The organism is Nitrosomonas nitrosa (genome assembly GCF_003051105.1).
Lineage (GTDB): Bacteria > Pseudomonadota > Gammaproteobacteria > Burkholderiales > Nitrosomonadaceae > Nitrosomonas > Nitrosomonas nitrosa.
Map to the genome: position 1 here is coordinate 25,262 of NZ_QAOO01000016.1, position 13,767 is coordinate 39,028.

At 49.6% G+C, this 13,767-nt stretch carries 12 protein-coding genes; 5 read left to right on the forward strand and 7 right to left on the reverse strand.

Going from position 1 to position 13,767, the window contains the following annotated elements:
- Positions 1–181: 181 nt before the first annotated feature.
- From C8R30_RS10155 to C8R30_RS10165, 3 genes are all read right to left on the reverse strand, one after another.
- Positions 182–1,486, reverse strand: a complete 1,305-nt coding sequence (locus C8R30_RS10155; protein WP_107790060.1) for a M18 family aminopeptidase — start codon at positions 1,484–1,486, stop codon at positions 182–184.
- A 267-nt stretch (positions 1,487–1,753) separates the two neighbouring features.
- Positions 1,754–3,970: a RelA/SpoT family protein gene (locus C8R30_RS10160; protein ID WP_090670434.1), complete on the reverse strand. Its 2,217-nt coding sequence runs from the start codon at positions 3,968–3,970 to the stop codon at positions 1,754–1,756.
- A 327-nt stretch (positions 3,971–4,297) separates the two neighbouring features.
- Positions 4,298–5,041: an N-formylglutamate amidohydrolase gene (locus C8R30_RS10165; RefSeq protein ID WP_107790061.1), complete on the reverse strand. Its 744-nt coding sequence runs from the start codon at positions 5,039–5,041 to the stop codon at positions 4,298–4,300.
- A gap of 429 nt (positions 5,042–5,470) precedes the next feature.
- On the opposite strand from C8R30_RS10165, the gene C8R30_RS10170 reads away from it, so the two are divergent.
- From C8R30_RS10170 to C8R30_RS10190, 5 genes are all read left to right on the forward strand, one after another.
- The gene (locus tag C8R30_RS10170; RefSeq protein WP_107790062.1) at positions 5,471–5,932 is read left to right on the forward strand and encodes a Kazal-type serine protease inhibitor domain-containing protein; all 462 of its coding nucleotides are present in this window, start codon (positions 5,471–5,473) and stop codon (positions 5,930–5,932) included.
- Between the two features lie 252 nt (positions 5,933–6,184).
- Positions 6,185–6,958: a Kazal-type serine protease inhibitor domain protein gene (locus C8R30_RS10175; protein WP_107783505.1), complete on the forward strand. Its 774-nt coding sequence runs from the start codon at positions 6,185–6,187 to the stop codon at positions 6,956–6,958.
- Positions 6,959–7,172: 214 nt separating this feature from the next.
- Positions 7,173–7,643, forward strand: coding sequence for a hypothetical protein (locus tag C8R30_RS10180; protein WP_107790063.1), 471 nt, complete (start codon positions 7,173–7,175; stop codon positions 7,641–7,643).
- A 66-nt stretch (positions 7,644–7,709) separates the two neighbouring features.
- Positions 7,710–7,925, forward strand: coding sequence for a hypothetical protein (locus tag C8R30_RS10185; RefSeq protein ID WP_107783486.1), 216 nt, complete (start codon positions 7,710–7,712; stop codon positions 7,923–7,925).
- A 32-nt stretch (positions 7,926–7,957) separates the two neighbouring features.
- Entirely contained in the window at positions 7,958–9,436 is a 1,479-nt protein-coding gene (locus C8R30_RS10190) for a tyrosinase family protein (protein ID WP_107790064.1), read from the forward strand.
- Positions 9,437–9,627: 191 nt separating this feature from the next.
- Here the strand turns inward: C8R30_RS10190 and C8R30_RS10195 are convergent, their stop codons facing one another.
- The 4 genes from C8R30_RS10195 to C8R30_RS10210 all read right to left on the reverse strand — a co-directional run bounded on the left by C8R30_RS10195 (position 9,628) and on the right by C8R30_RS10210 (position 13,675).
- A complete protein-coding gene (locus C8R30_RS10195; protein WP_090670419.1) occupies positions 9,628–10,065 on the reverse strand; it encodes a secondary thiamine-phosphate synthase enzyme YjbQ in 438 nt (145 codons plus the stop codon).
- Positions 10,066–10,227: 162 nt separating this feature from the next.
- Positions 10,228–11,472: a carboxylate-amine ligase gene (locus tag C8R30_RS10200; protein ID WP_107790065.1), complete on the reverse strand. Its 1,245-nt coding sequence runs from the start codon at positions 11,470–11,472 to the stop codon at positions 10,228–10,230.
- Positions 11,466–12,938: a RimK family protein gene (locus C8R30_RS10205; RefSeq protein ID WP_107790066.1), complete on the reverse strand. Its 1,473-nt coding sequence runs from the start codon at positions 12,936–12,938 to the stop codon at positions 11,466–11,468. The genes C8R30_RS10200 and C8R30_RS10205 overlap by 7 nt, the downstream gene beginning before the upstream one ends.
- On the reverse strand, positions 12,935–13,675 hold the full coding sequence (locus C8R30_RS10210) for a cysteine peptidase family C39 domain-containing protein (protein WP_090670410.1): 741 nt from the start codon (positions 13,673–13,675) through the stop codon (positions 12,935–12,937). The genes C8R30_RS10205 and C8R30_RS10210 overlap by 4 nt, the downstream gene beginning before the upstream one ends.
- Positions 13,676–13,767 lie beyond the last annotated feature (92 nt).

Here is a 13,767-nt window from a genome sequence, read left to right on the forward strand (position 1 = left end):
ACAGATAAAGATTTCATCTCTAAACAATGTGTTTTCCAGTCGCCCTACAAAAACAGCTAGTGAGCAGTATCCGAGCCGCGTAAATCAGCATTACCCGAACCAACGCAACATTGGATAACAGCCCTATCTCCGCCAACGCGCCGGCTCAACGAGCAGTACTGCCTGCCGTTTGTTAATGATTCTAGTTGAGAAAAAACTGCTTCAATACCCTGATCATATACGCGTGATCTTGCACACCAGCACTTTCGCGAACGCTGTGCATCGCCCACATCGGACAACCGACATCGACGCTGCGTATACCGAGCTTAGCAGAAGCAATGGGGCCGATCGTGCTGCCGCAGGGTAAATCTGAGCGGTGTGAGTAGCGTTGATAGGGCACGCCCGCCTGGTCGCACCATTGAATAAAGTGTGCAGCCGATATACTTTCAGAACTATAACGGCGGCCGGCATTGGTTTTGATCACCGGGCCTTTGTTGACGAATACCTTATGATCCGCGTCATAAGCCAAGGGGAAATTAGGGTGATAGGCATGCGCCATATCAGCGCTGATTAAAAAGCTATGGGCATGCGCTCGCACGGCATCTTCCCGATCCGATGAAATTGCGATATTGATCCGCTGCAGCACATCGGCTAAAAAACTACCCGCTGCGCCAACATGACTTACGCTGCCAATTTCTTCGTGATCAAAAAATGCACAAACTAATGTACTCTCGGCATGGTTCAACACTGCATCATCAAGCAAAGCTTGAAATCCGGCATGGCAGGAAGCCAGGTTATCGATCTGGCTGTCAGCATAGAATTCTTGATTCGCACCCCAGAATACCCCTTTTTGGATATCGTAGACCGCCAGATCCCAGGAAAGGATAGCTGAAGCCGCAATCCCTGTCGCTTGCTCCAGCAGCGCCATAAAATAAGCGTGTGGTAGCTGATCATTAGTCAGCTGTGCAAGCAGCAACGGCAATTCATTTTGCTTATGCAGCTTCAGGCCGTCTTCATTGACCCCTCGATTCATATGAATCGCTAAATTTGGCAAACGCAGCAGCGACTGATCGAAACGCACTGTTTGATGAGCAAGCTGTCCTTGACGATCAAGATAGCTGACCCGTCCAGCCAGGCTGAGATCTCTGTCGGTAAAGGTCGCGAGGATTGGCCCACCATAAATCTCCACACCGAGCCGGACAAGATTATCGCTGACGGTCACGCCATTTGGCCTGATTCGAAATCCCGGCGAATCCGTGTGTGCGCCGACAATCTTGAAACCCGACTCAGCAGGTGCTTTGGCACCCACTACGAACAACACGATCGATGAATCATCACGTACAACGTAGTATCGCCCCCCCGCCTGCAACGTCCATCTGGCCGCCTCTTCAAGCCGGGCAAACCCAAAGGTCTTGATAATAGTTTCGATCGAAGCAACGGCATGCCATGGGCTGGGACTTTCATCGATAAAATCTAGTAAATGCTGCACGCGCTGCTTATCTGACATTATTTGTATTGTTATTCAGTTAGTTATATCCATTTACTTACTATACGAAAAGTAAGCAGGACCCTCAAACACGCTCGTGGTAAGTTAAACAGGTATGGCAACCATTTTCATTAACCCGCTCCAGCGGAACAAATGCGTTTTACCCGCGAGATCCATCATGGGAAAGTACATCCATGCCCACAATCATACCAAATCAAATCGTATGTTCTGCTAACGATATTCGAAAACCTGTCAACAGAGCAACCCATTCATTGATTAGAGCAGCCTCTACTCTCTTCTCCTTGCGGCAATGACATCGGGTACGCGCCCGATCTGCACGAGCAAGCGCTGCAGTTGATCCAAATCAACAATCTCAAGTGAAAACTGCATTAATGCACGGTTACCGCGGCTCAGCATATTAGCTTTGGTGGCATTGACCTTTTCACGCACGAATAGGTCACTCACATCCCGCAACAGTCCTTGACGATCATAAGCTTCCACCTCGATATCGACGCTGGCGACAAGATTTTCATCACCCCCCCAGGTTGCCTGTAGTAAGCGGCCACGTCGCTCTTCCGGCAAGCGGGTCACGAAAGTACAATTCTGCCGGTGGATAGTCATGCCCCGTTCACGTGTCACATAGCCGACGATGCCATCCGGTGGTACCGGCCGGCAACACCGAGCCAAAGTAGTGAGCAGATTGCTGACACCTTCGACCACGATGCCAGATGACACCTTAGGCTTGTGCATACGCCTGGTAGTCAATACTGGAACCGCTTCTGGAACTCTGGGGGGGACCGCATCCTGAATGGCAAGTGCAATTTGGTGTTCGCTGACATCACCCCGGCCGATGGCGGCAAGCAGGTCCTCCAGACGGTTGAAGTGCAGCTTCTGAGCAAGCTTCTCCTGATTGAGGCTGACGACACCAGCTCGATGAAGCTCCCGGTCCAGTTTGGCACGGCCAATTGCCACATTCTCCTCGAAATTCTGATACTTGAACCAATGACGCACTTTGGCCCGTGCGCGCGGGCTCTGCAAATAACCGAGCGCCGGGTTGAGCCAGTCACGGCTGGGTGCCCCCATTTTAGATGTAAGGATTTCCACACGCTGACCATTCTGCAATCGGGTGTTGAGCGGCACGATACCCCCGTTAACTTTGGCACCCCGGATACGGTGGCCGAGATCGGTATGCAAAGCATAAGCAAAATCTATGGGCGTCGAACCCTTGGGCAGGTCAATTACTTTACCTTGCGGCGTCAGGACGAATACTTTGTCTTGAAACAGCTCGCTTTTGAACTGCTCAAGCAAATTGCCACCGTCGCTGATTTCATCCTTCCATGCGAGAATTTGGCGTAACCAAGCGACTTTCTCATCGAATTTACTATCTGACTTGACACCTTCTTTGTAGCGCCAATGTGCCGCAACACCGAGCTCAGAGTTGTGATGCATCTCGTGCGTGCGGATCTGCACTTCAAGTGCTAGGCCACGCGGGCCGATCACAGCCGTATGCAGCGAACGGTAACCGTTACTCTTGGGGCGAGCAATGTAGTCATCAAACTCACCAGGAATCGGTTGCCACAGGTGGTGCACTAAACCCAGCGCTGCATAGCAATCCTTGATATCCTCCACCAGAATACGCACGGCACGTATGTCATAGATTTCGCTGAATTCCAGATGTTTCCGCCGCATCTTGTTGATAATGCTATAAATATGCTTTGGACGGCCGCTGATCTCCCCTTTGATATCAGCCTGTTGCAACTCCTGTCTGAGCTGCAGCAACACTTCATCGATGTACTGCTCACGATCGACGCGACGTTCATCGAGCAGACGGGCAATTTCCTTGTAGAGTTGAGGCTCCAAGTAGCGCATCGCAAGATCTTCCAACTCCCACTTGATCTGCCATACACCTAACCGATTGGCAAGTGGCGCAAAAATACCGCGTGTCTCGCGCGCAATTCGCTGTTGATGTTCATGGCTGGCGCCCGCCAGATGGCGTAGCGTTTGTGTGCGCTCTGCCAGCTTAATAAGCACTACGCGGATATCTTGCACCATAGCCAACAGCATTTGGCGAAGTCCCTCGATTTGTTGAGCCTGATCCCCCGCGTAATCTAAAAAGTGCAGCTGCTCAATTTCGCTGAACTGGCGAATCTGCTCCATGCGAGAGATACCTTCCACCAAATTAGCGATATTGGTACCAAACTGGCTTTGTAGTTGCCCATACCAATCGACCAGATACTCGGGAACTGCATGCAGCAAGGTCGCAATGACGGTCTCGGCATCCATGCGCATGCCGACGAGAATCGACGCCGCACCCATCGCATGCTGGAATAATGGCGTGTTGGTCAATGTATGCTGACCGTTATAGAGCGGTGCCGCCACCATACAAGCTTCACGCAGCAGTTTGTTCTCATCCACGTTAAACTGCGTAGCCAGATCATTTAACCAGCGTTCGGTGTCGGTGCAACCTTCAGCCGGGGGAAGTAATTTGCTGCGTATCGAAACCATGAATACTTACCAACACTCCAGATAGGCACGTTCCCGCTTACTAGTCTGAAAACGGGTAGAAGAAAGGGTCAATTGAATTACAAAGAAAATTGTAGGGATGAACATGGCATCATGAGCACCGAAAAGCTCATGGCGCTATTCATTTGACAAAATGGGGCACAACTTAAATCATTAAACGCCCGATATATTGCAAACAAAATCATATCAAATCAATTATGCCTCCATGCTTAACCATCGTCAGCGTCAATTACTCACCTGATTGCAACTCGCGCGCTTATTATCAATCGCTGTTCGAGTGAGGATGCGAAACAAATGTTCCTGCTTATTTCATGATAACCCATCGGGAAGCGAATTTTGATGCATGCGTTGATTACTTTCTCCAATCATTTCATGGAGCACATCTATTATGAGACGTCGCAGTGCCTGCCAGCGCGATCCGCCTTTAAGCGCAAACTTCTGATTGATTTCAAGTTCAATTCCCCAGTACGCCTCGGCTGGGAACCGACGTCTCAGGTAGACTGTCAAGCTATCCGCCTTTCCTGCATAAGGATAATTGCGCCGGACGATCAAATCAGACGCTGCTGCTTTGAGGCGCGATTGCCAGGCATGGCAAAATATCCGTTCACCCGCTCTCACCGGATCATAAAGCAAACCGATATCGGCATAACGCACCGCCCCATCGAGCACCGGTGTAAAGCTGTGCGAAGCGATATGAATAACACGGTTTCCTGCGCGAATGGTCTCAGTGATCGTTGCTTCAACTTGCTTACGATAAGGTAAGTAGTAACGTGCCAGGATTTCTTGCTTAATCGCTTTTGATAAATGCTTGGTCGCCTCAGAGAACAATCGTGGATGCCCAATCGAACGGTTAAGGTCAATCAACAAACGGCTTGTCGTTGCAACAAACAAAGGTGCCTTTAAAGCCAGCGCCATTTCTTTCGCCATACGCAGCGCTCCACGGTCATAGCCTCGATGGCTATGCAGGAGAAACTCGTAACCATTAAAGAAAGATCGATATCGCTGCGGAATACGATTACCGCCATGCTCACAACTGATGAAGAATAGAGTCATTAATGACCAATGCTCCCGTTTGATCTTTCGCCGATTCTAACTGAAACGTCATTTTCCAAACAAATTTCATGCGCTTCGCTTGCTAGCCAATAAAGCCGCACACTGACGCTCCCTGGCGGGTTTACCCTATAGCCCAGCTATCCGTGCGACGCTCGATACTCGCGCGTTCAGGTAATCATTGGGTAATGATACATTCATTGCCGATACGCTCTATCGGATTGGTTGTAATTATTTTTGGCTTCCTGAATTGAAATTTATTTCAATCGGTATATGATCAGCATATCTGATCGTGCTAAATCATGAGAGCAAATCAGACACCCTGATGCTTAGGGTTGAACATTAGATCCCATCTCAATTTAAGCGATTTTAACGATTGCTAGATTACCCCTCTGGCAAATCGATAACCTGTCTTGCAAAAGGAGGTTGACCATGAACGCGCTGATCCCTTTGTTGGTAGCTTTTTCTATTTCCTCTATGTTGGTTGGTTGTAAAGAAAATATACCCCCAACACCTCCTGAAACGCCCGAAGTTGTCTGCGGGACCATCCAAGGATTGACTTGCCCAGAAGAGCAGTACTGCGATTTTGGAATAGGACAATGCAAGGTTGCTGATGCGCAAGGCATCTGCAAGATAAAGCCTACGATCTGTACGAAAGAATATAAACCGGTCTGTGGCTGCGATGGCAAAACCTATAGTAATGCCTGTGTAGCCGCAGCAGCGGGCGCTTCCATCGATCACTTGGGGGAATGCGCTCCGGCAGAACCTCAAGCCTGTGGGGGCATTGCTGGTTTCCCGTGCCCCGAAGGCATGAAATGTGTGGATGATCCTTCGGATGAATGTAATCCTGATCAAGGAAACGCAGATTGTCCGGGAATTTGTATAGCTGAGTAGGCACGGCAAAGATGCTTAAGTCAATTGAAATGACTTCTCGCATCATTATCCTTGGATGGCCGAGGGTTTGGTTAGCATGATTATTGTTTATTCAGAACCACGCAGTACAAGGATTTTGCATTGCAAATAGCGGGGGCTGCCTCATCTTTCAGGTTGCAAAGATCGAGGTAACCTACATGAGCCTCAGTGGGTGCGAAGTGAATTATGAGCATGGCTCCCATTATGGGCATAAAACTGAGTGAGGTGACGATTATGAAACAACTTAAGCTATTTAAACTCTTCTTCATACTGCTCGGATTAGCGAGCGGGTCCGGTTTCATCGACAGCCAGCAAACTGCTCAGGCAGAAACAAAAAAATACGCGGAAGTGATTAAAACAGAGTATCAATATGCTGCAAAAATCACGTGTTCATTATTACTGCCACACCAGGATGGAGCATTGGCTAGGGGAATCTACCGCACAACGGTCAATATACACAACCCGACCAACAAGAAAATCTCCATCGCTGCCAAAGTAGCCCTTGCCACACAGTTTGGTTCTGAACCCGGTCCTTTTGATGTGACGCCTTTCAAAGGTGCCGAACTCCAGCCAGATGGCGCAGTTGGAATCAATTGCTTTGATATTGCGAGCTACTTTTGTCCAATTGATGGTGTTTGTGTGGATTTTGCCTTTCTTGAGGGATTTTTGGTTGTAAAGAGCCCCGTGCCCTTGGATGTTGTCAGCGTTTATACGGCTCGGCATACCGAAAGCGACGTTGAATCTATAGCGGTAGAAACCGTTCCACCACGAAAAATTCAAGATACCGTTAAGTTGGGATCAACAGAGCACGCCAAGCCGGGCGAAGGAAAACGTATAGATTATCCACCCAAAGGAAGCGCTGCTTACTCTGATCAAAAGCCCAAACAAATGTGTGGGGGCATTGCTGGTTTTCCGTGCCCTGAAGGCATGAAATGTGTGGATGATCCTTCGGATAACTGCGACCCTACCAAGGGTGACGCTGATTGTGCCGGAATGTGTGTGAAGTAGCAGTTGCAATCTGAAAAACTGCAAGTGATGTATCGATCAATCGGCTTACTCGCAGGAATAGTGAGCGAGATTAGGAGTGTGCATGATGCCAACAACAGTAAGAATGGACAGAGATAAATGCGTCATTGTTTTCTTATTGACCCATTCCAACTCTCTGCGCTGCTTGTTTACATCAGTGCACACTCATTTATGATGCGCTCAAAGAATAAACGCCATGAAACCCTTTGTATTGATTCTGATGAGCATCGCGGCGCTCGCTAAAACAAGCACAGCTCAGACGGAAGCTTATCCGTTTAAGACGATGACCTGCCACATCCAAGCGGCTGGAACGAGTGAGTGCACCGGTTTACCCACGCTACATTCCGGCGTACTCGTCATTTCGGAAGAAGGTACATTTGAACTAAAGGGATATTACCACGCGTGCTTTATGGTAGATGAAGCCACAAAATACGGGAAATACCAAGTATCTTATTTGAATGGCGCAATACGCCTAGAACTCCTGACGACGAAGACCATAGGCATGAGCGATGCACCGGATTTTCCGAGAACACTTGGAATTGTCACCTTAAATCGGGATCGGCTAGATGGTGAACTGATTGACCTATCCGCGGCACTGCGCGGACATTCGTATCATCCAGAAAACTTCGTATCCTTAACACTCCAATGCAAGGAGGTGAATGAATAATTTCACAAGCATCCCCTTTCCCAGCTGAGCAATCGTTTTTTATCCAACAGAAAAGGAGCCTAAAATATGTCACACCATCAAGAAACCTTTGAAGGCTGCACTATAGAAATCAAAGACGACATCGACTTGACCATCAATGGAAAAGTCATCGATTACGAACAAGATACTGCAAAAAAAAAGTTTTCATCGAAATATCTGCCCTACACCCAATATGATTCATTGTTGGAGATGGCAAGAGCGATCGCCCGACACACCGTCGAGTTTTCCAAGTCGAAGAAATAGTCGAAATTAATTGAGAAAAGGAGAACATTCTCATGGCCATCAGAAAAGATGCAAATACGCTAAGTGCTGCCGAACGGGCGGAATTCGTTGACGCCATCCTGACTTTAAAAGCAGAAGGGATCTACGATCAATTCGTGCTCAGGCATGCAAACGCCATCATGAACGCCATCCATCGATGCCCAGCTTTCCTGCCCTGGCACCGCCGTTTCCTCTTCGATCTCGAGCGGGAGCTTCAGCGTGTTTCCGGGAATCCCAATCTCGGTATCCCCTACTGGAACTGGCCATCGGGCGGCGCCAATGCCGCCATGTGGAATGACGATCTACTAGGTGGAAATGGAGATGCCGGTGGCGTTGTCCGGACTGGACCCTTCCGGGCTGGCCAGTGGACCGTCGTTAATTCAAGCGGATCGCCGGCCGGCCCGCTCATGCGGGCTTTTGGCCAGAATGGTTTTCCGACCTTGCCCACTCAAGCTGAAATCAACCAAGTCATGGCTGTGACACCTTATGATGTGCCATCATGGAACATGAACAGCAATCCAAGCTTCCGCAATCAGCTGGAAGGTTGGATCGGCCCCAACCTGCACAATCGCGGGCATGTCTGGGTCGGCGGTTCGATGTTGCCAATGACCTCGCCCAATGACCCAGTGTTTTTCATGCATCACTGTATGGTTGACAAGATCTGGCACGAGTGGCAGCTCCGTTTCCCCAATCAAGGCTATCTTCCCGCCAGCGGTGGACCTTTTGGTCAGAATCTGACCGACCCTATGGATAGTACACCTTCAGGGCAGATCGGCCCCCGGCCAATCGATGTTTTAGATAGCACGGCACTAGGAATTGTTTATGACGATGCCGTCGTTCAACCTCAGCCTGAGATACCGCTTCTCATCGTCGGTGCCAATCCGATGCAAGCTGATATCGGAGCACCTGGAGAAGTCGATGTCTTCCGCTTTGAAGTGCCATCGTTTGGTCCCTATACCCTGTTTACCACGGGATCATCTGACACGTTCATGACTCTTTTTGGCCCCAATGATCCGAATATCGAAGTGACATCAAACGATGATGGTGGGGAAAACCTTAATTCGCAAATTGGCAGAAATCTCTCGGCAGGCACCTATTACCTGCGTATCCGCCTTTTCAGTCCAAGCGCAACAGGCAATTATGCGGTTGCTGTCCGCGCTGAGGGTAACGCACCTAACCCTATTCCCGAACTCGCCGTCGATGGAGCAAGCATTAATGCGGCCATTGCTGCAGCCAATGAAAGTGATCTCTACCGCTTCACCATCACGACAGGAGGAATCTATACCATTCAAACCACCGGCACCACAGATACCTTTATGACCTTGCACGGCCCAAACAGTCAGCTACCCGAAATTGCCCGCAATGACGATGGCGGCGCCTCTTTCAATGCACGGATTCGTCGCCAAATCTCACCTGGCGAATATTTCGTCCGCATAAGGCATTTCTCGCCTGTTGGAACAGGACCTTATTCCATCCGGATAACACGGGGATGATACAGGCAAAAGATCATGCGCGGCATGAACTCGGTATCACAACGAGAAATCCATTCACATGCATGGCGTTCTGAAAGATGCATTCCATCGAAACGATGTAACAATCCAATCCCAGTGACCCCCTATATTACGGGGTCACACCTTTTTAGTGAGCAGAAAACGATGCTGATCCCCGCTCCCAAATTGCGATATCAAATCGAACCCGCAATTTGTACGTTAATCTTGCGCTGACGTGGACCGTCGAGTTCTACCAATAACACCGATTGCCATACCCCTAGCGTAGGTGCGCCTTCAAACACTGATAAAGTCTGCGTAGCCCCCAACAAGATAGAAGCAATATGTGCGTGGGCATTAAGGGGCTCATCGGGCATATTGCGAGCAAGGATATCGTTGTGTAAATAAGCCGCGTCCTTGGGCACCAAACGACTCAACACACCTTTGATATCCTCCAACAATCTTGGCTCGTTTTCATTCACGATCACCGCACAGGTGGTATGCAACGAACTGACAATCATCCAGCCCTGCCAAATGCCCGATGCGGAGATGAGTGCTCGCAGCCTCGGGGTAAGATCATAAAATTCAAGTTCCGCGGATGTTTCAATTTCAAGAACATGATTGATACACTTCATAACAATCCTTTTTATCGTCCAATATTCCTAGCAGAAACACAATGTTAACGTATCCACTTTCTCCGCCTTCCATTCTCAGCATGGCTTGCAACAGTTTCACAGTCTATCCGATTGCTACAAAACGATGTGGATCGACATCGTTTCGACATCAAACTTTAACGTTTAACCTACTCCTTGAAACAACTGCCCCTCTTGGAGACAATCACATAATGCATGATAAACCCGTTGCATTTTTTTCTGGTTAGTCTCACTACCCAATGCGCACATGATACGACGCGCTAGCGGTCCTCGTTCAAGCATGACGGCTAATGCATCGTGCCAATGCTGAAGAGTTTCTGGTTTGGCCAGGGCAGTCATGAGGTGTGCCCACAACTCCCTTGCTTCGCAATGCTGCTTGGGAAACCCCATGAGGCGCAAATATACGCTATCGGTAATGCTGGCTTGCTCAGCATCGCGTATGCAATCCTGCAAGATTTTGACCAATGCATCGGTGCCAATGGCCTGCTGATCCGCGCGTGATGCCGTTCGCTGGTCATATAGGGCATGGACGATATCGCGCACCACTGCGGCGATCGCCAGATCGGCCTGCGGGCATTCCTGCACGTCGATGACACGGATTTCGATTGCATTACGGACAAAGCGCGCAACAGCGCCCCGCACATTCAGCCATTCATGCTGCAAAATGCCTTCTGCATCCAGCACCGCAATTTCATGATACATCGGCATTAGAATATGTGTTTGGTATGCAGCGCGACTCGCTATCGTCTCCGGGATAACTTTTCCCATGGTTGAAGGGATTCTGATTTGATGTGTCAGGTAATTATTCATACGCGTATCCAGAAAACCCGTTGGTTTCCCTTCTGCCAACGGCGAGCTCGCTGCCAACGCAGGCAGGATAGGCAGTACTAGCCGAATGGCGGCATGCAAGCCCGCAAATTCGGCGTCATCGATGAAGGGCAGGTTCAGATGCATACTCTGTAAGTTAGACCAACCATGGCGCTTACAGTCAAAGATACGATCATAGGTGCGGTAGATTTCCGCGTTGTCATGCGGCCATAGCTTTGTTTCCAGCCACGGATTCATCCAGGGGTGCATGGCTGACGGCATCAACCTTGCGCCGCAGCAAGCGAGTTGCTCATTGATATATCGAATTTCCCGCTGAAACAGCGTTGAAAGCAATTCAATGGCGGGTTCTGGCTCGGTGTTCTTGAGTTCGATTTGATGTAGGACAATCTCATTGGACCAAGTAGCACGACGCCTCTGGACTTCAGCAACGTCTCTGCCCGCAAGCCGATGCAGCAATCGATCTGCGATAGGCAGAACGGAAAGACGCTCGCGATCGACTATCATATACTCCAATTCGATGCCATAACCCGAAAAAGCGGGCAACGACTGAGCACTCACCATTGAACACCCTGCTTGCACCTATCCAACCGATGCAAAAATACCGTCATGATTTGCTGATATAAATCTTCCTTGAGAATACCGTCCTCATTGCCCGCATCGACGTTGGGATTATCGTTGATCTCGATAACATAGCAGCGCTTGCCAGCCTGCTTGATGTCCACGCCATACAGTCCATCACCGATCAGATTGGCCGCCTTGAGCGCCATCTTCACGACCTTAACCGGCGCTTCTACCAAAGATACCGCTTGTGTCAGCCCTTCGACGTAGTCGTGTTTTTGTTCACCATGCTTGACAATCTGCCAATGCCCCGGCGCCATGAAGTATTTACAGACGAATAGCGGTCGACGATCGAGTATGCCTACCCGCCAATCAAACTCGGTCGGCAAATATTCCTGAGCCACAATCAGTTCGGATTTTTCCAGCAACTCGTTTACTTTGTGCCGTAATTCCGTTTCAGTCGTGACCTTGGCAACCCCCAGTGAAAATGAACTATCCGGTTGTTTAAGCACGCAAGGCAGCGTCAGCGCAGGAATGACCTGCTCGACATTGTCCCGATGCACCAGCAGGGTTCGCGGCACAGGAATACGATGCCGGGTCATGAGCTCGGCCAAGTAAACCTTGTTGTTACATTTTAGAATGGAATTCGGATCATCGATTACGACCAAACCCTCAGCGCTTGCCTGCCGGGAAAAGCGGTAGGTGTAATGATTGACGTAAGTAGTATCACGAATGAACAACGCATCGAATTCCGGCAATCGCCCCATATCCGCACGCGTAATGAATTCGACGTGCATCCCCAGGTTTTCCGCCGCTTTCTCGAAATACTTCATCGCCTTGACGTTGGAAGGCGGTTCAGGATCATTGGGATCATGCAGGATCGCTAAATCGTAACGCGGCGCTATCTGTTTAGGTACCCACGGCTTGCGCCCAGAAAAATAATCGATGGCCGCCTGTACGACAAAATCCTGATGCTGCGGCGGGATCTCACTCGCAGCAATCGTTTTGATGCTACGAATGCGCCACTGTCCGCCATGTCGATCGAAATAGGCGCGTAACAAAGGTGCTTGCAGTAAATTGAACAGCTGACGGCTCAGCTGATCGTAATGCTTAGCCATATTGCGGCCAAAATAGATACTGAGTTCAAAATGATCGGATTTGAGCGCAACGAGCGATTTCTGCACCCGTTCATCCAGTTGCTCGGTCAGCAATCTCACCAAGCCGGGAGAATGCAAATCCTCGATAGCATTTACACGGGGAAAGGGTTTATGTCCGCGCGCTTCGGCCAGGAGTGAAACGTAATACCCCAGACTCTGGTAGCGATAGGATTTACAGAGATTAAAAACACGCGCTCTCAGTTGGCTGCCAAATGCGGGATCGGTCAGATAGGCTTTAGCTGAAATCACCATCACATCTGGCATAGCCAATGGCCAATCACGGGGATTACTAACGACGATCAGAATGCTCATGGCAACTCAGCTTGTGCAGCATGCGCATGCTGCGATGAATGGATGACCAGTAGATTGGAATCGTAGGTTACAATCCCCAACAGAATTGCGCTGATCACTCGGTCGATATTGCACCAATATTCCTGAGTCGGCCGTCCGTAGGGATCAGCGACCAACAAGGTGCGCTTGGTACGGTTATACCCTGTGATCACAACGAAATGGCCAGCCGGAAAACCGAGAATATCATCTGGCACATCATTCGGCCCATGCTCGCGCGCCGCGCGATATAAAAAAGTCGAGCTCAGCCCCGTCAAAATCGGCAAACCACGGCGCAGCAATCCGTGAATCAGCGCATGGGATAGATCGGACATGCGGAGCTTCCCTCCCAAACTCAGAAACTCCAAATAACCCTCAGTGACATAATGTAATCTACGGTCCGATTTTACGGCACGTTGCCGCCGCAATCGCTCGGCAATATCAATGCCCCCCACGAACCAAGTGGGATCGAACACGACCAGATTATAGGTATAGATGGTAGCCTGGAATCCATTGCGCAACGCATCACACGCCAAAAACACGTCAAATGTGCCGCTTCCACTTTCCAACTTAGGCGTGCGGGCAATGATATCTTCCAGCGAATCGCGCTTCCCCCAATAATTGTAAACAGCGTGCAGACAGGTTGGTCCGCAAGTAGTTTCATCCGGTTGCGGCAATATACTGACAGGAAGATGATGGATGGATCTTAACTTGGCAACCATATCGATCTACCTTTCAAACAATGAACGGGTCAGCACATATTACTGCGCTTTGCGATCGATCGCACGTGGTTACTTACTCAACACGCACCTCC

Coding starts and splice junctions, on each gene's coding strand:
- C8R30_RS10155 (WP_107790060.1), bottom strand. CDS start 1,486: ATGTCAGATAAGCAGCGCGTGCAGCATTTACTAGATTTTATCGATGAA.
- C8R30_RS10160 (WP_090670434.1), bottom strand. CDS start 3,970: ATGGTTTCGATACGCAGCAAATTACTTCCCCCGGCTGAAGGTTGCACC.
- C8R30_RS10165 (WP_107790061.1), bottom strand. CDS start 5,041: ATGACTCTATTCTTCATCAGTTGTGAGCATGGCGGTAATCGTATTCCG.
- C8R30_RS10170 (WP_107790062.1), top strand. CDS start 5,471: ATGAACGCGCTGATCCCTTTGTTGGTAGCTTTTTCTATTTCCTCTATG.
- C8R30_RS10175 (WP_107783505.1), top strand. CDS start 6,185: ATGAAACAACTTAAGCTATTTAAACTCTTCTTCATACTGCTCGGATTA.
- C8R30_RS10180 (WP_107790063.1), top strand. CDS start 7,173: ATGAAACCCTTTGTATTGATTCTGATGAGCATCGCGGCGCTCGCTAAA.
- C8R30_RS10185 (WP_107783486.1), top strand. CDS start 7,710: ATGTCACACCATCAAGAAACCTTTGAAGGCTGCACTATAGAAATCAAA.
- C8R30_RS10190 (WP_107790064.1), top strand. CDS start 7,958: ATGGCCATCAGAAAAGATGCAAATACGCTAAGTGCTGCCGAACGGGCG.
- C8R30_RS10195 (WP_090670419.1), bottom strand. CDS start 10,065: ATGAAGTGTATCAATCATGTTCTTGAAATTGAAACATCCGCGGAACTT.
- C8R30_RS10200 (WP_107790065.1), bottom strand. CDS start 11,472: ATGGTGAGTGCTCAGTCGTTGCCCGCTTTTTCGGGTTATGGCATCGAA.
- C8R30_RS10205 (WP_107790066.1), bottom strand. CDS start 12,938: ATGAGCATTCTGATCGTCGTTAGTAATCCCCGTGATTGGCCATTGGCT.
- C8R30_RS10210 (WP_090670410.1), bottom strand. CDS start 13,675: ATGGTTGCCAAGTTAAGATCCATCCATCATCTTCCTGTCAGTATATTG.